The following is an 18,942-nucleotide window of genomic DNA, read 5'->3' as shown; positions in this document are numbered from 1 at the left end:
CCGGCCCCATACCCAGCGCCGCGAAAACGCGCTATAGACGCCGCCCAAAAGGCAAGGCCGACCGATACCTATGGCGAAAATCTCCCTGAAGCTCGATGAACTGATCGACGGCGAAACCTTGCGCCGCGAGATGACAGCGCTGACCGCGGCGAGCGCCGGCGATGGTTCCAGCCCTGTCATCCGCGCGGCCGTTCTCCAGCTTCTCAAGGGCCGGCTCGCCGAGGGCCGCAGAAAAGCCGAGGCCATGCTGAGGCAGGATGGCGGCGGCAACGCCTGCGCCGAGCGGCTGTCGCATGTGATGGATGAGCTGATCCGGGCGCTTTACGATTTCGCCGCGACCCATGTCTACCGGGTGAAGAACCCGTCGTCGGCCGAGCGCATGGTCGTGGTTGCGGTCGGCGGCTATGGCCGCGGCACGCTGGCGCCGGGATCCGACATCGACCTTCTGTTCCTGTTGCCCTACAAGCAGACGCCGTGGGGCGAACAGACAGTCGAATACATGCTCTACATGCTGTGGGACCTCGGGCTGAAGGTCGGCCATGCCACCCGCAACATCGACGAGTGCCTGCGGCTGTCGCGCACCGACATCACCATTCGCACCTCGATCCTGGAGGCGCGCTTCCTGTGGGGCGAGCGCAAGCTCTATGACGAGTTGATGCTGCGCTTCGACCATGAGGTGGTGCGCACCACCGGTCCGGAATATGTCCAGGCCAAGCTCGCCGAACGCGACGAGCGCCACGCCAAGGCCGGCGAAAGCCGCTATCTTGTCGAGCCCAATGTCAAGGACGGCAAGGGCGGCTTGCGCGACCTGCAGACGCTGTTCTGGATCGGCAAGTATTTCTACCGGGTGCGCACTGGAGAAGAACTGGTCGAGAAGGGCGTCTTCACCGATGCCGAGTATCGCGAATTCCAGAAGGCCGAGGACTTCCTGTGGGCGGTGCGCTGCCACATGCATTTCCTCACCGGCAAGGCCGAGGAGCGGCTGCATTTCGACATCCAGCGCGAGATCGCCGAACGACTGGGCTACACGACGCATCCCGGCCTGTCGGCGGTCGAACGCTTCATGAAGCACTACTTCCTCGTCGCCAAGGATGTCGGCGACCTCACGCGCATCTTCTGCGCGGCGCTCGAGGAGGAGCAGGCCAAGCATGTGCCTGGCTTCAACCGCATCTTCCTCACCTTCCAGCGCCGCAAGCGCAAGCTTGCCGGCACGTCGGACTTCATTGTCGACAACCACCGCATCAACATCGCCGACGACCAGGTGTTCGAACGCGACCCGGTCAATCTGCTCAGACTGTTCTGGTTCGCCGACAAGCACGGGCTGGAATTCCATCCCGATGCGCTGAAGCTGCTCACCCGCTCGCTCGGCCTGGTCAACAAGTCGCTCAGGCGCGACGAGGAGGCCAACCGGCTATTCCTCGACATCTTGACGTCGGATCGCAATGCCGAGCTCAACCTGCGCCGCATGAACGAGGCCGGGCTGCTGGGCCGGCTGATCCCGGATTTCGGCAAGATCGTCGCCATGATGCAGTTCTCGATGTACCACCACTACACGGTGGACGAGCACCTGATCCGCTGTATCGGCGTGCTGGCCGAGATCGAGCGCGGCGACGGCGAGAAGGTGCATCCGCTGTCGCATTCGCTGATGCCTGGCCTGAAGAAGAGCCGCGAAGCGCTCTACGTCGCGGTGCTGCTGCACGACATCGCCAAGGGCAGGCCAGAGGATCATTCGGAGGCCGGCGCCCGGATAGCACGCCGCATCTGCCCGCATATGGGGCTGTCGCCGGCCGATACCGAAACCGTTGCCTGGCTGGTCGAGAACCATCTCGTGATGTCGATGACGGCGCAGACCCGCGATCTCAACGACCGCAAGACGATCGAGGATTTCGCCGCGATCGTGCAGTCGGTCGAGCGGCTGAAGATGCTTTTGATCCTGACCGTTTGCGACATCCGGGGCGTGGGACCAGGTGTCTGGAACGGCTGGAAGGGCCAGTTGCTGCGCACGCTCTACTATGAAACCGAACTGCTTTTGACCGGCGGCTTCTCGGAAGTGTCACGTGCGCAGCGGACGGCGGCGGCGCGCGAGCGCCTGGCCGAGGCGCTCGCCGACTGGCCCGACAAGGCCCGCAAACGCTATGTCGGCCAGCACTACGAGAATTATCTCCTGACCGTCGACCTGCCGGACCAGCTTCGCCATGCCGAATTCATCCGCGATGCGGATGCGGCGGGCAAAAAGCTTGCCACCATGGTCAAGACGCACCAGTTCGAAGCGGTGACCGAAATCACCGTTCTGGCGCAGGACCATCCGCGTCTTCTCTCCGTCATTGCCGGGGCATGCGCCGGCGCCGGCGGCAACATCGTCGACGCGCAGATCTTCACCACGTCGGACGGCCGCGCCCTCGACACGATCCTGATCTCGAGGGAGTTCGACCGTGACGAGGACGAGCGGCGGCGCGCCGAGCGTGTCGGCCGGCTGATCGAGGACGTGCTGTCCGGCAAGAGTTGGTTGCCGGAGATGATCGAGAAGCGCACCAAGCCACGGCGCGGCTCCAAGGTGTTCAAGATCCCGCCCCGCGCCGAAATCCGCAATGCTCTGTCGAACCGCTTTTCGGTCATCGAGGTCGAGGGGCTCGACCGCCCTGGCTTGCTGTCGGAGATCACCAGAACCCTGTCCGACCTGTCGCTCGACATTGCGTCGGCCCACATCACCACCTTTGGCGAAAAGGTCATCGACACCTTCTACGTCACCGACCTTACCGGCCAGAAAATCGACAGTCCGGCCCGCATTGCCACGATCCGCAACCGGCTGATAGCGACGCTCGAAGGCGCCGCGCCGGAGCGCGGCGGCAGGGCCAAGGCGGCCGCCGAGTGAGAGCCATCATCACTTTGTCCCAATCTCCAGAGCTATTCGCCGTTTCACGGAAACGGCGAATAGCTCCAACTTTTTGTTTCAACACAATTCCGGACGGAAAACCGTTTAACACTTTTCCTGGAATTGCTCACAGGCAGTCTCCGAACGCATGAGCCTCGTCAAGAAATTCGCAACAGTCGCTTCCGGCACGCTGATGAGCCGCGCACTGGGGTTTGGCCGCGAGATGCTGATGGCGGCGGCGCTGGGCACCGGGCCGGTGGCCGACGCGTTCAATGCCGCCTTCCAGTTTCCCAACACCTTTCGCCGGCTGTTCGCCGAGGGCGCCTTCAACGCCGCCTTCGTGCCGCTGTTTGCCAAGGAGATCGAAACGCACGGCACCGATGGCGCCAAGCGCTTCTCCGAGGAAGTGTTCGGCGTGCTGTTCACCGCGCTGCTGGCACTGACCATCGTCATGGAACTGGCGATGCCGCTGATCGTGCGCTACCTGGTGGCGCCGGGCTTTGCGGACACGCCTGGAAAGTTCGAGACGACCGTCGCACTGGCGACGATCATGTTCCCGTACCTCATCTGCATGTCGCTTGCCGCCATGATGGCGGGCATGCTGAATTCGCTGCGCCGCTATTTCGCGGCGGCGATCGCGCCCGCGTTCCTCAACATCATCCTGATCAGCGTGCTTGGCTACGCCTGGTATCATGGGCTGGATGCACGTGCTGTCGGCTTCAGCCTGTCCTGGGGCGTTTTGGCGGCAGGCATCGTGCAGCTCGCCATCGTCTGGGTGGCGGTGCGCAACGCCGGCATCTCTATCGGCTTCCGCCGGCCGAAGATGACGCCGAACGTGAAGCGGCTGTTGATCCTAGCGCTGCCGGCAGCGATCACCGGCGGCATCACCCAGATCAACCAGCTGATCGGCACGGCGATCGCGTCGGCGCAAGACAGCGCCGTGTCCTCGCTCGCCTATGCCGACCGCGTCTATCAGCTGCCGCTCGGCGTCGTCGGCGTGGCAGTGGCGATCGTGCTGTTGCCCGAGCTGTCGCGGGCGTTGAAATCAGGCAATCTGATCGAGGCGGCCAATCTGCAGAACCGCTCCGTCGAGTTCACCCTGTTCATGACCTTGCCGGCGGCGGCGGCACTCTGGGTGATGTCGGAGCCGATCGTGCGGCTGGTCTATGAGCGCGGCGCGTTCGCCGCCAACCATTCGACGCCGACGGTGGCGGCGATCCTGGCGATCTTCGGCCTAGGCTTGCCGGCTTTCGTGCTGATCAAGGCCTTCACCCCTGGGTATTTCGCCCGCGAGGACACGCGCACGCCGATGATCTTCGCCGCCATCTCGGTGGCGGTGAATGTCGCCACCGCGCTGACGCTGTTTCCCAGGATGGGCGCACCCGGCATCGCAGTGGCGTCTGCCGTGGCCGGCTGGGTCAACGCGCTGATGCTGCTTGGCGTGCTTATCCGGCGCGGCCATTGGGGCCGCGACGTGCCGCTCCTGAAGCGCATTCCACGCCTGGTGCTGTCGGCGGCGGTCATGGCGGTGGCGCTGTATTTCGCCGAGCATTGGCTGGCCGTCAGACTCGGCCCCGGCTCGCCGCTGGTGGTCAAAGCGACGACGCTTCTGACGCTCGTCGCCGGTGGAGCGCTGCTCTACTTCGTCACCGCGTTTGCCACGGGTGGCGCCGATTTCGGCATGATCCGGCGCAATGTCGGACGCAAGGAGACACCACAGCCTAAGGAACAGTCTTCAGATCCGTGAGCCGGAATTCGTCGGCTGTCGAAAGCATCGGGACGGCATAGTAGCGCGCGCAAGCATAGTGAAAACAATCCGCCAAATTCAGTCGGATGGCCTTGTTGCGAAACCGCGACGCAGCCTCAACGGACAATGACGTTGCGTCAGCGGCAGGCGGAAGCTCCCGCACGGCAATAGCCCGTTCTTCGAGAAAACGACTGACTATCTTGAGGCTCACTTCGACCGGCACCGCTAGCTTTTCGGATCGCGAAAGGGCCATTGCCGCTTCCCACACCGCGATTGCCGACGTGAACGGAGCCGATGCTTCCAAGACGGCCCGTGCGCAGCGCTGCGCTTCGGCCTCGTGGCTGAGCATCGCGACGATAGCGGCTGCGTCGACAAACATCAGTCTTCGCCGGACAATTCGTCGTAGACCGAGCGCGGCAGCGGTTTGCGCGCCTGCTCGCTGAGCTCGATTCCAAATTCGGCGCGCAGCCTTGCCGCCGTCTCCAACGGCGTCTCGCGATTGCGGCGGCGCTCAAGCGCTTCGCGCATGGCAATCACGATCGCCTCGGTTATGCCAACGCCCTCAATTCTAGCGAAGGTGCGCGTTAAGTCATCCGCTTCTTTGTTGTTGATGTTGATCGTCATAACGTGCCTACTCAATCGAATGTAGCGGAAATAATGTAGCCACCTACATCAAAATGTCAATATCTTGAGGAGCCTTTGGAGGGCCAACCAGCCCCTTGATCCTGCCGCCCCCTTCGTCCATAAGCGCGCCGTCGCAAGACTTTCGCCGCGTGCGGTTTCCAGCCGCATGATTGGCTCCAAAAAGTCTGCAACTTTTTGGAATCATGCTTATACGGCCCTCCACAAGCCATGAGGAAAACCATGTCCGCCTTCAAGCCACTCGTCTTCTCTGGTGTCCAGCCGACCGGCAATCTGCACCTCGGCAACTATCTCGGCGCCATCAAGAAATTCGTCGCCCTGCAGGACACGTCCGACTGCATCTATTGCGTCGTCGACCTGCATTCGCTGACCGCGCAGCTCGTTTACGAAGACCTAGCCGACCAGACGCGGTCGATCACCGCGGCGTTCCTCGCCTCCGGCATCGACCCGAAGAAGCATATCGTCTTCAACCAGTCGCGGGTCATGCAGCATGCCGAGCTTGCCTGGATCTTCAATTGCGTGGCGCGCATCGGCTGGATGAACAAGATGACGCAGTTCAAGGACAAGGCCGGCAAGGATCGCGAAAACGCTTCGCTGGGCCTGCTCGCCTATCCCTCGCTGATGGCCGCCGACATCCTGCTTTACCGCGCCACCCATGTGCCGGTCGGCGAAGACCAGAAGCAGCACCTGGAGCTGACCCGCGACATCGCGCAGAAATTCAACAACGACTTCTCCGATCGCATCGCCAGCCTTGGCGTCGGCGTCGAGATGCAGGTCGGCGAGGAGACGGTGAACGGCTTCTTCCCGATCACCGAACCGGTCATCGGCGGCCCGGCGGCGCGCATCATGAGCCTGCGTGACGGGTCGAAGAAGATGTCGAAGTCGGACCCGTCGGACCTGTCGCGCATCAACCTGACGGATGACGCCGACACCATCTCGAAGAAGATCCGCAAGGCCAAGACCGATCCGGAAGCCTTGCCGAGCGAAGTCGACGGGCTGGAAACCCGGCCGGAAGCCGAAAACCTGGTCGGCATCTATGCCGGTCTCGCCGAGCTTTCCAAAGCCGAGGTGCTGAAGGAATTCGGCGGTCAGCAGTTTTCGGTGTTCAAGCCGGCGCTGGCCGATCTGGCGGTGGAGAAGCTGGCGCCAATCGCCAGCGAGATGCGCCGCATCCAGGGCGATCGCGCCTATGTCGACGCGGTGCTCAGGGATGGCGGCGAACGCGCCGGCGTGCTGGCCGAAACGACGATGAAGACGGTGCGCGACATCGTCGGCCTGCTGCAGGGCTGACCTGTACCAAGACACCGCCGCCAGCCGGCCGCTTGCGGCCAAATGGTGGCGGTGGCAGATTGCGACCGAAAACACATCGAGCAGATAGACATGGTCTCCAAACGCCTCATCCGTGAAGCCGGTCATCGCAGGAAATTCCTGACGATCATCGACGATACGCCGGAATGCGAGCGTGCCGTCGCCTACGCCTCGAGGCGGGCGCAGAGCACCAGCGGCACGCTGGTGCTGCTCTATGTCATCGTCCCTGATGATTTCCAGCATTGGCTGGGCGTCGAGAAGATCATGCGAGAAGAGGCCAACGCCACGGCGCGCGCGGCGCTTGATGGCTATGCCAACAAGGTGCGCCAGAAGCTCGGCATCGAGCCGGAGATGGTGGTGCGCGAAGGCAAGCCGACGGAGGAGATCCACAGGCTGATCGAGGAAGACCAGGACATCGCCATCCTGGTACTGGCGGCCGGCGCCGGCAAGGAAGGCCCAGGGCCGCTGGTCGGCGCCGTGGCCGGCAAGGGTGCTGCCTTCCCGATCCCTGTGACTGTGGTGCCGCAGAATCTTTCCGACGAGGAGATCGACAGTCTCGCCTGAAGCCTGCCAGGAATTTCGATTCCCCAGCTAGCAAAAACATTCCGCCAGCCAGCCGTTCCGGCGACGCGTTCCGCTTGAATGTTCAGCCGATAGAGCTTATTTAGAACTATTCCAAACTATCTGCCCAATACGGGCACGGAGACGTCCATGTTCATCCAGACCGAATCGACGCCGAACCCGGCGACGCTGAAATTCCTGCCCGGCAAGGAAGTGCTTCTGGAAGGCACCGCCGATTTCCGCGATGCCGACAGTGCGGCCGTGGCGTCGCCGCTGGCCGGCCGGCTGTTCGAAATCCCCGGCGTCACCGGCGTGTTCTTCGGCTATGACTTCATTACCGTGACCAAGGACGGCCCCGACTGGCAGCATTTGAAGCCGGCGATCCTCGGCGCCATCATGGAGCATTTCATGTCCGGCGCGCCTGTCATGGCCAAGGCGGGTCCCGCAGCCGAAACCAGCCAGACCGGCGAATTCTACGACAAGGCGGACGAGGAGCTCGTCATCACCATCAAGGAGCTGCTCGACACGCGGGTGCGCCCGGCGGTGGCCCAGGATGGCGGCGACATCACCTTCCGCGGTTTCGAGAACGGCACCGTGTTCCTGCACATGAAGGGCGCCTGCGCCGGTTGCCCGTCATCGACGGCGACGCTGAAGCACGGCATCCAGAACCTGCTTCGCCATTTCGTGCCGGAAGTGCAGCAGGTCGAGCAGGTCGCCTGATCGTTTCGCTCTATTTGCCAACTGTAAAAAACAAAAAACCGGGCCGAATTGCCCGGTTTTCTGTTTTGGGACGTCCATTGTTGCCTAGACGGTCCGCGTACGAACTGCTTTGACCCTGGTCCTTGCGACCACGATCAGAGGACGATGACCTTGGCGCCGACCGAGGCGCGATCATAAAGGTCGATGACGTCCTGATTCATCAGCCGGATGCAGCCCGACGACATCGCCTTGCCGATCGAATTCCATTCCGGGCTGCCGTGCAGGCGGTAACCCATGTCACCGCCCTTGTTGAAGAGATACATGGCGCGAGCGCCGAGCGGGTTCTTCAGGCCCGGCTCCATGCCGCTGGCGAACTTGGCGAGTTCCGGCTGGCGCTTTATCATCTGCGACGGCGGCGTCCAGGTCGGCCACTCACGCTTGATCGCGATATGGGCGGTGCCATGCCACTCGAAGCCCTCGCGGCCGACGCCGATGCCGTAGCGGATCGCCAGGCCATCGCCCTCGACGAAGTAGAGGAACTTGTTCTGCGTATCGACGATGATCGTGCCGGGTTTTTCCTTGGTGTCGTAATTCACTTCCTGGCGGTGATACTTCGACGGCACCTTCTCGATCGGGATGCGCGGCAGCTGGTAACCGGCATCGGTCACCGCGCCATAGTCGTTGGAAAATATCTGCCCGCCAATGGTGCTGCAACCGGCGAGTGCAGTGGACAGCGCCATTGCGGCAACTATTGCAAGCGACTTCATGCGCATGAGATGATCCGGAGCCCCGCCCAAACTTAGAGCGGCACGAGTCGGCCGCCTTCTCGCCATCATTCATGCTGGCATTTGCTTTGCTTGCCAAGCACCCGATGCCTATATCCAAGGCCTTACCTGCTGGTAAGCGTATCACTATGGCATTTCGGCAACAGCCTTCACCAGATTGTGAAGCAAATTCAATGGGCCCGAACCGCGGGCCGGCAAAATCAGGGAAACCGCCATGAATGTCGGCGACGCCGCCAACCGCTCAGGCCTGCCGGCCAAGACCATCCGTTACTATGAGCAGATCGGCCTGATCGCGCCCGCGCGCGCCGCCAACGGCTACCGCGACTATTCCGGCGACGATATCCACCGGCTGGCCTTCCTGCGCCGCGCGCGCAATCTCGGCTTTTCCATCGATGATTGCCGCCAGCTGATGGCGCTCTACCAGGACCGCAGCCGCGCCAGCCACGACGTGCGCGAGATCGCCGCCGCCCATGTCAAGGCGATCGAGGACAAGGTGCGCGAGCTGCAGTCGATGCGTTCGACCCTGCAGACGCTGATCCACGCCTGCCATGGCGACAACAGGCCGGACTGCCCGATCCTGGATGATATGGCGGGAGCGGCCGGCGACGGAGCCGTTTCGGCGAGGCGATAGCGAAAAGAGGTTTGCCGGCCGGCGCGATGACCTCGTGTACCCATCCGTTCAATGTCTGGAACGGACCGGATAGGCGTGCTTCGGCTGACTCGCGCGCGAAAACTGATTTAGGTAAGTCTAATATGCTAGTTGGCTAAAGTACGGAACGTCCAATGGACAAGAACGGAACCAAAGCGGTTACGTCAGACCTTTGCGCTCGCGACGCAAGACTTTAGTCCTGCCGTCTTATAGTTAAGAACGGAAGGTGATCGGCGCGACATGGGGCCGCGCCGGATCAATACCAGACCCCGCTCAGGCAAATTATGGTGCGATCGCGGAAGGCGCTCGGGTTGCCCCGGGGCCCGGTTAGCTGCCTGTGGCCGGTAGCCTCGTCCAGACTCCAACCGGCAAGTCGCATTCTCGCCATGAGCGGAGATGACCAAGATGGATGAGGCCCGCAAACGACAGCTAGGTGTCTTGCATGGTGCCGCTGAACACTCTGGAGGAAGTCACTGCAAAGGAAGTCGAGGCACAGGACATCTCGACCCATGTCGGCATGACGCAGATGCCATCGAGAGAATCCGGTCCTCAGGACTAAAAAGAAATCCCGGCTAGAAACCGAACATCGAAAAAATGGCAGATCGCGCTATATGCTAATTTACTAAAGTAATAGAACATCCAATGGACAAGAACGGAACCAAAGCGGTTACGTCAGACCTTCGTTGGCGAGATGCAAGACTTTAGTCCTGCAATTCTTTATAGTTAAAAATGAAAATTAATCGGCATAGCATGAGGCCGCACCGGATCAATACCAGATTATACTCAGGAAAATATGGTGCGATCACGGAAGGCGGGACTGTACCTGGTGATCTCTCTGTTTTTCGAGGAACAGCTTGGCGTGTTCGCCCCATTCAGGAACCGTGGTCTTGTGCTCCTGAACGTACTTGCCGAAGGCCTCGCGCAAAGCGGCAAGGTCAAATGCCCAAAGATGTTCGCCCTTATCGTCGTTCAACGTCACTTCACCAACCCCATCGAGTCGATGGTATTGCCTCCAAATTAGGCGTTCAAGAGCTGAGGCCTGACTTCTTTTGGGGGCTTTTGGGTTTCTCAAACCGATAATCGTCTCCACAAAAGAGTTCAAACCGTGAACAGAATCTGGCATGGTGTGCGCCATGCCAATCATCTCCCCTATCGCAATCAATCCCCTGATCGACGGACGCCAATCGGAGCGTGCCATGCTGGTGCGGCGTGGCGTGCAGCGGCTGCTCATGGAAATGGGCGCGCATGTGTTGCCTGAGCTGTCGCTGGCGACCGGCCGCCGCGCCGATCTCGTGGCACTGACCCGACAAGGCGACATCTGGATCATCGAGATCAAATCCTCGACCGAGGATTTTCGCGTCGACCGCAAATGGCCCGACTACCGGCTGCATTCCGACCGGTTCTTTTTCGCCACACATCCCGGCGTGCCCTCGGAGATTTTTCCGGAGGAGTGCGGCTTCATCCTCTCCGACGGCTACGGCGCCGAAATCCTGCGCGACGCGCCCGAGCACCGGATGGCGGCGGCAACGCGCAAAGCGCTGATGCTGCGGATCGCACGCGCCGGGGCTTCACGGCTGCTGGCGGCGGAGCTGGCAGGCGTGTCGGTGCCGGCGCTCGACGGGGAGAGCGAGTAGCTTCCGGACGCGCGCTACTCCTCGCCCTCCTCGCCAACCGCCGGTGCCATCAACAGCACGGCGGCGCCGAGGATGGCGGCGATGAAGGAGCCGGCGAGGATACCGACCTTGACGGCGTCCTGCAGCGCAACATCGCTGGCGAAAGCGAGCAGGCCGATGAACAGGCTCATGGTGAAGCCGATGCCGCAGAGCAGCGAGATGCCGATCATATGTCGCCAGCTCGCATGGGCCGGCAAGTCAGCCAGGCCAAGCCCTATGGCGAGTGCGGAGGAGCCGAACACGCCGACCAGCTTGCCGAGCACGAGGCCGGCGGCGACACCCAGCGTCAACGGCTCGATCAACGCGCCAAGGCTCAGGCCGGCGAACGAAACGCCGGCATTGGCAAAGCCGAAGATCGGAATGACGATGAACGGCACGATCTTGTGCAGGCCATGTTCGAGCCGATGCAGCGGCGAATGGTCGAGGTCATGGCCGATCCCGGCGGAGCGTTCGAGCGGAATGGTTAGCGCCAGCGCCACGCCGGCAAGCGTGGCATGGACGCCCGACTTCAGCACCAGCACCCACAATATGGCGCCGAGCACCAGGTAAGGCACCAGCGTCATCACCCGCATGCGGTTGAGCACGACGAGCGCGGCAATGACGGCGAAAGCCGCTCCCAGATACGCCAGCGACAGGCCGCTGGTGTAGAAGATGGCGATGATGATGACGGCGCCGAGGTCGTCGATAATGGCAAGCGCGGTGAGGAAGACCTTCAGCGATGCCGGCACGCGGCTGCCCAGCAGCGACAGCACGCCGAGCGCAAAAGCGATGTCGGTGGCGGTCGGGATGGCCCAGCCGGCGAGCGCGGCCGAATTGCCGCGGTTGATGAAGACGTAGACCAGCGCCGGCACCACCATGCCGCCGGCGGCCGCGACGCCGGGCAGCACGCGCCTTGGCCAGGTGGACAGCTGGCCGTCCAGCATCTCGCGCTTGATCTCGAGGCCGACGAGCAGGAAGAACACCGCCATCAGCCCGTCATTGACCCAGTGCGAGACGCTGAGCGGCCCGAGATAGGCGTGGAGAACGGAGAAATAGGTCTCGGAGAGCGGCGAATTGGCGACGATCAGGGCAAGGGCCGCCGCTGCCATGAGAATGACGCCGCCGGCCGCCTCGCTGTCGAGAAATTCGCGGAAGACGGAAACCGGCCGCTGCTTCAAGTCCTGCATGTCGCCTCCGTCACCTCAGATTCGAATTTGCCCCATCAACCAATTCCGAACGTCAGCTCTGCCCCTCACCTGCCTGCCGGCATCCTCTCCCCGTATAGTGACGGGGAGAGGGGTCTTGTCATCGATGCTTTCGCCAATTGTCAGCGCTGCAGAAGAGATGCCGGCGCGGCGTCAGCCCCTTCTCCCCGTCACTATACGGGGAGAAGTGCCCGGCAGGGCGATGAGGGGCGGCGCCGTCTTCAACAATTGGGTGGTCTCCGCAACGATCCAAGCGATTGCCCCGCGTGTCCTGCGATCCTAACGCGGCGCGCGCTTGGCCAGTATCCGCTGCAGCGTGCGACGATGCATGTTGAGCCGGCGCGCGGTTTCGGAAACGTTGCGCTCGCACATTTCGTAGACCCGCTGGATGTGCTCCCAGCGGACGCGGTCGGCCGACATCGGATTTTCCGGTGGCGCGGCGCGCTCGCCGGCGGTGCGGGTGAGTGCGGCGAAGATGTCGTCGGCATCGGCGGGTTTCGACAGATAATCGACGGCGCCGAGTTTTACCGCGGTCACCGCGGTGGCGATGTTGCCGTAGCCGGTCAGGATGATGGTGCGGGAGTCCTCGCGCTTCTCGCGGATGGCGGCAACAACGTCGAGCCCGTTGCCGTCGCCGAGCCGCATGTCGACCACGGCGTAGGCGGGCGGATTGGCCCGCGCCTTGCCGACCGCCTCCTCAACGCTCTCAGCCGTCTCGACCACGAATCCCCTGGTTTCCATGGCCCGGGCCAGGCGTGTGAGGAACGGCTTGTCGTCATCGACGATCAGAAGGGAGGTGTCCTCGCCTTCAACCATTGCACCGATATTTTCATCGCCAGTCATCGTCTTAAAAATCCTGCTGCCTTAATTTTACGCAGATATAGTTTTGCGTCGCTATTGTCCAATTTACGCAGTGTCAAACATCGTCGCGGGCGCCGATTCCGGGTTCAGGAAGACGTTTCTGGGCCACGAGATCTGCACCACGGCGCCCTCGCCCAGTCCGCTCGAGTTGCGGAAGTCGAGCGTGGCGCCGGAGCGTTCGAGCAGCGTCTTGGCGATGAACAGCCCGAGCCCCAGGCCACCGCCGGCTTCATTGCCCTGGCGCGTCGACATATAGGGCTCGCCGATGCGGTCGATGATCTCGGGCGGAAAGCCGGGCCCGTCGTCGATGATCGAAAAGGTGACGATGGTCTCATCCCAGCTCCAGCGTACGGTGACGCTCTTGCGGGCGAAATCGACGGCGTTCTCGACCAAATTGCCGAGGCCGTAGATGACGCCCGGATTGCGGCGCCCGACCGGTTCCGGCCCGGTTCGCTCGCCGGGGCGAAGCTTGATCGAGATGCCGAAGTCGCGATGCGGCGCGGTGACCTCCTCGACCAGCGAGGTCAGCGGCAGGCGGGAAAGATGCGCTTCGCCCTCGGTCGACAGGCTGGTGAGGCGCTTGAGGATTTCACGGCAGCGTTCGCTCTGTGAGCGAAGCAGTTTTACGTCCTCGCCGTATTTTGGATCGCTGCCGAGTGCTTTTTCCATCTCCTTGACGACAAGCGTGATGGTGGCGAGCGGCGTGCCGAGTTCGTGCGCCGCCGCCGCCGCGAGGCCGTCAAGCGCCGAAAGGTGCTGCTCGCGCTGCAGCACCAGTTCCGTCGCTGCAAGCGCGTTGGCCAGAAGCCGGGCTTCGGCCGCGACCCGGAAGGCATACATCGCCGTGAAGGCGATCGAGGACAGCACCGCCATCCACATGCCGGCGACATAGATGAAGGGCATCTCCAGCGGCGCGCCCTCGTGCCAGGGCAGCGGCAGGTGGATGAACACAAGCAAGGTCGCCGCGATCATCACCAGCCCGCCGAGCAGCGCGGTCAGCCGCAACGGCAGCGACGTCGCCGAGATGACGACGGGCACCGTCATCAGCAGCGAGAACGGATTGGTCAGGCCACCGGTCATGTAAAGCAGGCCGGCAAGCTGCAGGCTGTCGAAGATCAGGATGCCGAAGGCGGCGAACGGGGTGAGCCGGTGGGCCGCCGGAAAGCGGAAGGCGAGATACAGGTTCATCCAGGCCGAGCAGGCGATCAGCGCGAAGCACAGGCTGACCGGCAGCGGGAATTTCAGGCCATAGGCGACGACGAGCACCGTCACGCTCTGGCCGACAATGGCAAGCCAGCGCAGCCGGATCAACGTGTTGAGGCGCAGTCTCTGGCTCTGCTGGAAATCGGGCGAACGTAAAACGTTGATCATGGCCATGGATTACAGCCGCAAGAGGGCAAGCGCTAGTAGCGGTGCGCAGTCGGCATTCGCGATTGGCCGAAGCCCCCCGACGTCGTCATCCCTGGGCGAAGCAGGAGCGAAGCTCCGTCGCGGAGACCCTGGGATCCATGCCGCGACCCTGGACGTGGAGTGCAGCGGCGCAGAATTCTGGACCGTGGTGACGCTTCAGAGTCCCGGCATGGATCCTCGGGTCTGCGCCGCGTCGGTGCGCTCCTTGCTCCGCCCGTGGATGACGAAGTGGTTGATGTTTGCGCCAAATATTCAAGGAACCCCTCCTGATCCAAGCGGTCCGCCCAAGCTTCCCGAGGCTAGGTGCCTCTCGGCTTCGCTCTTGCGGTAGCCGCCGCCAGCAGCGGATTTTCCGGCCAGACATGCTTGGGATAGCGGCCGCGCATGTCGGCGCGCACATCCGCCCAGGAGCCGCGCCAGAAGCCAGGCAGGTCGCGCGTCGTCTGGATCGGCCGGTGCGCCGGAGACAACAGTTCGAGCGTCAGCGATACCGTGCCGTTGGCGATCGAAGGATGGCGATCGAGGCCGAACAGTTCCTGTACCCGCACCGCCAGCACCGGCCATTCGCCGTCATAGCGGATCGGCAAATGGCTGCCTGAAGGCGCGTCGAAATGGGTCGGCGCCAGCGTGTCGATCTTGCGCTGGAGATCGTGCGGCACGAGCGAAGCCAGCCCGGCGGAAATGGCGCCTGAATCAATGGCCGCGAAGGATGCGGCCCCGGACAGGAACGGCAGCAGCCAGTCGTCGAGATGTTCGAGAAGCGCCGCATCCGACATGTCGGGCCAGGGCGGCCCAAGCCCACGGTGCAGCCAGGAGAGCCGCTGGCGCAGCGTCTCGGCCTCCTTGCCCCAGCTCAGCAGCGACAATCCGTGTTCGCGCAAGGCATCGAGGATCGCCCTGTCCGCATCCGCGCCTGAAGGCGCCGGCAGCATGCGCTCGGCGAGCGTGATGGCGCCAATGCGCACGGTTTCGCGCACCCGCACGGCGCGGCGCTCGCGATCGAAGCTCGTTTGCCTGCGCGTTTCGATCCGGTCGGCCAGCGCGGCGCGGATGTCGTCCTCGCCGATTGCCGCCGCTGCCGCGATGCGCGCATTCTGCGCCTTGCCTTGCAGGTCGGCGACGACCAGAAACGGCTCGCCGGCCAGCGGATCGGCGGCATCGAGCATGGCGCCGGAGCCATTGGCCAGCACGAAACGCCCGCGTTCACCGCGCGCCTTGGCGACGCGGTCCGGCCAGGCGTGGATGAGCAGAGGACCGGCTGAAGCAGCTTCGCTTTGTTTTGTACCGCCCACCTGCCTTGCCAGCCTCTCAGCCAGTTGCCGCGCGGCGGTGGCGCGCGGCGATCTCTCCCCACGAAAGCGCATCAGCCGTCGCTCCAGATCAGCGCCGTCGCCGCCAAGCCCGCGTTCGGTGAGCAACACGGCCAGCATGGCCGCCTCCCCGGCATGGCCGCTCTTCGCAGCCTCGGCGACCATATGCGCCAGCCGCACCGGCAGAGCGAGCTTGCGCATCGACGCGCCCGCTTCGGTCAGACGCCCGGCCTCGTCGATGGCATGGAGCGCGCGCAGCAGCACCCTTGCCTCGTTGAGCGCCGGGGCCGGCGGCGGATCGAGGAAGGCGAGCGTCGCGGGATCGGCGACGCCAAAGGCGGCGCAGTCGAGCAGCAGGCCCGAAAGGTCCGCTTCGAGGATTTCCGGCGGCGTGAAGGCTGGCAATGCCGTCGTCTGCTCGGCGCGCCACAGCCGGATGGCGACGCCAGCCTGCGTGCGCCCGGCGCGGCCGGCGCGCTGGTCGGCGGAAGCCTTGCTGACGCGGACCGTCTCCAGCCGGGTGAGACCGCTCGCCGGCTCATAGCGCGGCAGCCGCGACAGGCCGGAATCGATGACGACACGCACGCCGTCGATGGTGATCGAGGTTTCCGCGATCGAGGTCGCCAGCACCACCTTGCGGCGGCCTGATTGCGCCGGCTTGATCGCCGCGTCCTGCGCTTTGCCGTCAAGCTGGCCGTAAAGCGGCACGATGTCGGTATCGGCGCCGACCTTGCCGGACAGCCGCTCGGCGGTGCGCTCGATCTCGCGCTGGCCGGGCAGGAAGGCAAGCACGCTGCCGCTTTCGTCCGCGAGAGCGTTGCGGATCGCCTTGGCCATGGCGTCCTCGATAGGGATGCCGGCAGGCCGTTCGTCGTAGCGGATGTCGACGGGGAAGGCACGGCCCTCGCTTTCGACCACCGGAGCGCCCGACAGGAGCTTTGCGACGCGCGCGCCATCGAGTGTCGCCGACATCACCAGCAGCCGCAGGTCCGGCCGCAGGACGCCTTGCACGTCGAGTGCCAGCGCCAGACCGAAATCGCCGTCGAGCGAACGCTCGTGAAATTCGTCGAAGATCACCGCCGAGACGCCGGGCAATTCGGGATCGTCGAGGATCATGCGCGCCAGCACGCCTTCGGTGACGACCAATATCCTGGTTTTTGCCGAGGTGCGGTTTTCCATGCGCATGGCATAGCCGACGGTGGCGCCGGGTTCCTCACCGAGCAGTTCAGCCATGCGGCGGGCGGCGGCGCGAGCGGCAAGCCGGCGCGGTTCGAGGAGTACGATCTTGCCTCCACCCAGCCACGGCGCATCGAGCAGCGCCAGCGGCACCAGCGTCGTCTTGCCGGCACCGGGCGGCGCCACCAGCACGGCGCTGTTGCCGGAGCCAAGCGCCTCGCTCAGCGCCGGCAACACGGCTGATACCGGAAGTTGCGGCAAGGGTTCTGCGATCATCGCGTCCGCATATCAGCGCTCACGGTCGCCGTGCAACTGGCACCAGCTCAAAGCCGGGTCCGCGAAAACGGGTTCCAGCGCACCGTGCCCAGCCTTACTTCCTCGCGCACCATGGTCAGCAGGCCGGAACCGCCGACGACCGCGAGGCCGACCAGCGACAGCCAGTCGGGATATTCCTGAAAGAACAGCGCGCCGAGGATGACCGCCCAGACGATCTGCGAATAATGTGTCGGCGCAATACGGTTGGCTGGGGCGTATTTGGCGGCGAGCAGCTGCAGCAATTGTCCGCCGGCGGTGAAGGCGCCGGCCAACGCCAGCCAAACCAACTGCATGGCATTCGGCAAGGTAAACGAGGTGGTCGCGGCGCCGAGCCCGTTGAACACCAGGCCATAGCCGACGAGTACGCCGAGCATCGACGTGCGCTTCTCCTGCTGGGCGAGCGAGCGCATCAGGATGACGCTGGTCGCAGCGAGGAAGGCAACCACGAAGGCGGCCAGATGGCCGAGGTTCAATTCACGAAAGCCCGGCCGCACCACCAGCATCACCCCGGCAAAGCCGGCGACCACGGCCAGCCATCGCCAGGGGCCGACCTTTTCCTTCAGGATGACGGTCGACAGGATGGTGACCAGCAAGGGTGCCAGGAAGATCAAGGCGTAGACTTCGGCCAGGGGAATGTGGGTGAAAGCATAGACGCTGAGTACCCCGGACGCGATGCCGGCCCAGGCCCGGGCTTGCACGGCCCATGGCCGCTTCATGCGCCAGAAATCGCGCCAGCGTTCGCCCGCCGGGCGGGTGAAGAACAGGAAACAGCCGGCAAACAAGGTGGCGAAGAAACCGATCTCGAAGACGGTGAACTGTCCGCCCAGGCTCTTGATAACGGCATCGCTGCCCGAATAGCTTGCATAGGCGATTAGCGCGAGCAGGATTCCGTTCGTCACGTTGTTCCATTTCCGGGGAGAGAAGCATTGAAAATACTGGCTCTCGGTGCGCATCCGGACGACATCGAGATCTTCATGTTCGGTACGATGGCCGCCTATGCGGCGCAAGGCGCAGAGCTCACTTTTGCCGTGGCCACGGATGGGGCCAGGGGCGGTAAGAGCGATCCCGTCATTCTCGCCCGTGTCCGGCGCGAGGAAGCCACGGCCGCGGCCGCGCTGCTGGGGGCGACGCCGCGCTTCCTCGACTTTCCCGACGGCGAGCTGGTGGCCGACGCCGCGCTGATCGGCGCGCTGAAAGGGCTCATTCGCGAGATCGGGCCGGACCTGGTGATCACGCACGCACCCAACGACTATCACGCCGATCACCGCGCGCTGTCCGACGGCGTACGAATCGCGGCCTCGTTCAGCGTTCCGGTGCTGCATGCCGACACGATGGGCGGCACCGGATTTTCGCCGACGCACTATATCGATATTTCCAACCACGCCGAGATCAAGGCGCAGGCCATCCGCATGCACCAATCGCAGGACCCGGACCGCTTCGCCGACGCCGCCCGGACGCAGAACCTTTTTCGCTCCGGCCAGTGCAATGGTGAGCAAGCCTCGCAGGCCGAAGCCTTCCGCTTCGAGCCGATATTTCCTTTCGGCGACATTCGCGCGCTGCTGCCGCCGGCACCACCGATCCGGACAGTCATGGTGAGCACCAAGAAGGTCGACTGAGCCGGGAGACGGCCTGCGAGCCTGAACTCCGGCAGCGCTGCACATTGAGTTTTCGTGGGCGACGCCATCGCGTCCGGGCAACGTCGTCCCCCACTCCGTCGCCGCTTCGCGGCGCCCCCCCCCCCCCCCCCCCC

Annotated in this window: 17 protein-coding genes; 8 read left to right on the top strand and 9 right to left on the bottom strand. The window is 63.7% G+C overall.

Annotation, left to right across the window (positions count from 1 at the left end; genetic code table 11):
• The first annotated feature begins 70 nt into the window (after positions 1-70).
• Both LB568_RS26165 and murJ read left to right on the top strand, forming a co-directional pair.
• Complete coding sequence (locus tag LB568_RS26165) at positions 71-2,872, top strand: [protein-PII] uridylyltransferase (RefSeq protein WP_224731632.1); 2,802 nt, start codon at positions 71-73, stop codon at positions 2,870-2,872.
• Between the two features lie 148 nt (positions 2,873-3,020).
• Positions 3,021-4,619 (top strand): murein biosynthesis integral membrane protein MurJ, encoded by a 1,599-nt coding sequence (gene murJ, locus LB568_RS26160; protein ID WP_013891435.1) that lies wholly within the window; start codon positions 3,021-3,023, stop codon positions 4,617-4,619.
• Here murJ and LB568_RS26155 read toward each other — a convergent pair.
• On the bottom strand, positions 4,594-4,998 hold the full coding sequence (locus LB568_RS26155) for a type II toxin-antitoxin system VapC family toxin (protein WP_013891436.1): 405 nt from the start codon (positions 4,996-4,998) through the stop codon (positions 4,594-4,596). The genes murJ and LB568_RS26155 overlap by 26 nt on opposite strands.
• The gene (locus LB568_RS26150; protein ID WP_013891437.1) at positions 4,998-5,243 is read right to left on the bottom strand and encodes a type II toxin-antitoxin system VapB family antitoxin; all 246 of its coding nucleotides are present in this window, start codon (positions 5,241-5,243) and stop codon (positions 4,998-5,000) included. The genes LB568_RS26155 and LB568_RS26150 overlap by 1 nt, the downstream gene beginning before the upstream one ends.
• A 240-nt stretch (positions 5,244-5,483) precedes the next feature.
• Here LB568_RS26150 and trpS point away from each other — a divergent pair, with 240 nt between their 5' ends.
• From trpS to LB568_RS26135, 3 genes are all read left to right on the top strand, one after another.
• Positions 5,484-6,551 carry a tryptophan--tRNA ligase gene (trpS, locus tag LB568_RS26145; RefSeq protein WP_224731631.1) on the top strand — a complete coding sequence of 356 codons (1,068 nt, stop codon included), beginning with the start codon at positions 5,484-5,486 and terminating at the stop codon, positions 6,549-6,551.
• A gap of 90 nt (positions 6,552-6,641) precedes the next feature.
• Complete coding sequence (locus LB568_RS26140; RefSeq protein ID WP_224731630.1) at positions 6,642-7,133, top strand: universal stress protein; 492 nt, start codon at positions 6,642-6,644, stop codon at positions 7,131-7,133.
• Between the two features lie 147 nt (positions 7,134-7,280).
• Complete coding sequence (locus LB568_RS26135) at positions 7,281-7,850, top strand: NifU family protein (RefSeq protein ID WP_013891440.1); 570 nt, start codon at positions 7,281-7,283, stop codon at positions 7,848-7,850.
• A 134-nt stretch (positions 7,851-7,984) separates the two neighbouring features.
• On the opposite strand, the gene LB568_RS26130 is transcribed toward LB568_RS26135, so the two are convergent.
• Complete coding sequence (locus tag LB568_RS26130; protein ID WP_013891441.1) at positions 7,985-8,602, bottom strand: L,D-transpeptidase; 618 nt, start codon at positions 8,600-8,602, stop codon at positions 7,985-7,987.
• A gap of 226 nt (positions 8,603-8,828) precedes the next feature.
• Between LB568_RS26130 and cueR the strand changes: the two genes are divergently transcribed.
• On the top strand, positions 8,829-9,245 hold the full coding sequence (gene cueR, locus LB568_RS26125; RefSeq protein ID WP_224731629.1) for a Cu(I)-responsive transcriptional regulator: 417 nt from the start codon (positions 8,829-8,831) through the stop codon (positions 9,243-9,245).
• An 820-nt stretch (positions 9,246-10,065) separates the two neighbouring features.
• Here the strand turns inward: cueR and LB568_RS26120 are convergent.
• Positions 10,066-10,398 carry a hypothetical protein gene (locus tag LB568_RS26120; RefSeq protein WP_224731628.1) on the bottom strand — a complete coding sequence of 111 codons (333 nt, stop codon included), beginning with the start codon at positions 10,396-10,398 and terminating at the stop codon, positions 10,066-10,068.
• On the opposite strand from LB568_RS26120, the gene LB568_RS26115 reads away from it, so the two are divergent.
• A complete protein-coding gene (locus tag LB568_RS26115) occupies positions 10,397-10,897 on the top strand; it encodes an MmcB family DNA repair protein (protein WP_224731627.1) in 501 nt (166 codons plus the stop codon). The two genes, LB568_RS26120 and LB568_RS26115, sit on opposite strands and share 2 nt — an antisense overlap.
• 14 nt (positions 10,898-10,911) lie before the next feature.
• On the opposite strand, the gene nhaA is transcribed toward LB568_RS26115, so the two are convergent.
• From nhaA to LB568_RS26090, 5 genes are all read right to left on the bottom strand, one after another.
• Entirely contained in the window at positions 10,912-12,102 is a 1,191-nt protein-coding gene (gene nhaA / locus LB568_RS26110; RefSeq protein ID WP_224731626.1) for a Na+/H+ antiporter NhaA, read from the bottom strand.
• Positions 12,103-12,399: 297 nt separating this feature from the next.
• On the bottom strand, positions 12,400-12,963 hold the full coding sequence (locus LB568_RS26105) for an ActR/PrrA/RegA family redox response regulator transcription factor (protein ID WP_013891447.1): 564 nt from the start codon (positions 12,961-12,963) through the stop codon (positions 12,400-12,402).
• A 63-nt stretch (positions 12,964-13,026) separates the two neighbouring features.
• Entirely contained in the window at positions 13,027-14,358 is a 1,332-nt protein-coding gene (locus LB568_RS26100; protein WP_224731625.1) for an ActS/PrrB/RegB family redox-sensitive histidine kinase, read from the bottom strand.
• 332 nt (positions 14,359-14,690) lie between these two features.
• A complete protein-coding gene (hrpB, locus tag LB568_RS26095; RefSeq protein WP_224731624.1) occupies positions 14,691-17,153 on the bottom strand; it encodes an ATP-dependent helicase HrpB in 2,463 nt (820 codons plus the stop codon).
• Between the two features lie 47 nt (positions 17,154-17,200).
• Positions 17,201-18,091: a DMT family transporter gene (locus LB568_RS26090; RefSeq protein WP_224731623.1), complete on the bottom strand. Its 891-nt coding sequence runs from the start codon at positions 18,089-18,091 to the stop codon at positions 17,201-17,203.
• A 27-nt stretch (positions 18,092-18,118) separates the two neighbouring features.
• On the opposite strand from LB568_RS26090, the gene LB568_RS26085 reads away from it, so the two are divergent.
• Positions 18,119-18,808, top strand: a complete 690-nt coding sequence (locus LB568_RS26085) for a PIG-L deacetylase family protein (RefSeq protein ID WP_013891451.1) — start codon at positions 18,119-18,121, stop codon at positions 18,806-18,808.
• Positions 18,809-18,942: the final 134 nt, after the last annotated feature.

The organism is Mesorhizobium sp. B263B2A (genome assembly GCF_020165775.1).
Lineage (GTDB): Bacteria > Pseudomonadota > Alphaproteobacteria > Rhizobiales > Rhizobiaceae > Mesorhizobium > Mesorhizobium opportunistum.
The sequence above is the reverse complement of the archived record's forward strand: the minus strand, read 5'-3'. Positions and strand labels throughout refer to the sequence as shown.

What these genes read in the sequence shown, in the direction of transcription:
- LB568_RS26165 (WP_224731632.1), top strand. Translation starts at nt 71, where the DNA reads ATGGCGAAAATCTCCCTGAAGCTCGATGAACTGATCGACGGCGAAACC.
- murJ (WP_013891435.1), top strand. Translation starts at nt 3,021, where the DNA reads ATGAGCCTCGTCAAGAAATTCGCAACAGTCGCTTCCGGCACGCTGATG.
- LB568_RS26155 (WP_013891436.1), bottom strand. Translation starts at nt 4,998, where the DNA reads ATGTTTGTCGACGCAGCCGCTATCGTCGCGATGCTCAGCCACGAGGCC.
- LB568_RS26150 (WP_013891437.1), bottom strand. Translation starts at nt 5,243, where the DNA reads ATGACGATCAACATCAACAACAAAGAAGCGGATGACTTAACGCGCACC.
- trpS (WP_224731631.1), top strand. Translation starts at nt 5,484, where the DNA reads ATGTCCGCCTTCAAGCCACTCGTCTTCTCTGGTGTCCAGCCGACCGGC.
- LB568_RS26140 (WP_224731630.1), top strand. Translation starts at nt 6,642, where the DNA reads ATGGTCTCCAAACGCCTCATCCGTGAAGCCGGTCATCGCAGGAAATTC.
- LB568_RS26135 (WP_013891440.1), top strand. Translation starts at nt 7,281, where the DNA reads ATGTTCATCCAGACCGAATCGACGCCGAACCCGGCGACGCTGAAATTC.
- LB568_RS26130 (WP_013891441.1), bottom strand. Translation starts at nt 8,602, where the DNA reads ATGCGCATGAAGTCGCTTGCAATAGTTGCCGCAATGGCGCTGTCCACT.
- cueR (WP_224731629.1), top strand. Translation starts at nt 8,829, where the DNA reads ATGAATGTCGGCGACGCCGCCAACCGCTCAGGCCTGCCGGCCAAGACC.
- LB568_RS26115 (WP_224731627.1), top strand. Translation starts at nt 10,397, where the DNA reads ATGCCAATCATCTCCCCTATCGCAATCAATCCCCTGATCGACGGACGC.
- LB568_RS26120 (WP_224731628.1), bottom strand. Translation starts at nt 10,398, where the DNA reads ATGGCGCACACCATGCCAGATTCTGTTCACGGTTTGAACTCTTTTGTG.
- nhaA (WP_224731626.1), bottom strand. Translation starts at nt 12,102, where the DNA reads ATGCAGGACTTGAAGCAGCGGCCGGTTTCCGTCTTCCGCGAATTTCTC.
- LB568_RS26105 (WP_013891447.1), bottom strand. Translation starts at nt 12,963, where the DNA reads ATGACTGGCGATGAAAATATCGGTGCAATGGTTGAAGGCGAGGACACC.
- LB568_RS26100 (WP_224731625.1), bottom strand. Translation starts at nt 14,358, where the DNA reads ATGGCCATGATCAACGTTTTACGTTCGCCCGATTTCCAGCAGAGCCAG.
- hrpB (WP_224731624.1), bottom strand. Translation starts at nt 17,153, where the DNA reads ATGATCGCAGAACCCTTGCCGCAACTTCCGGTATCAGCCGTGTTGCCG.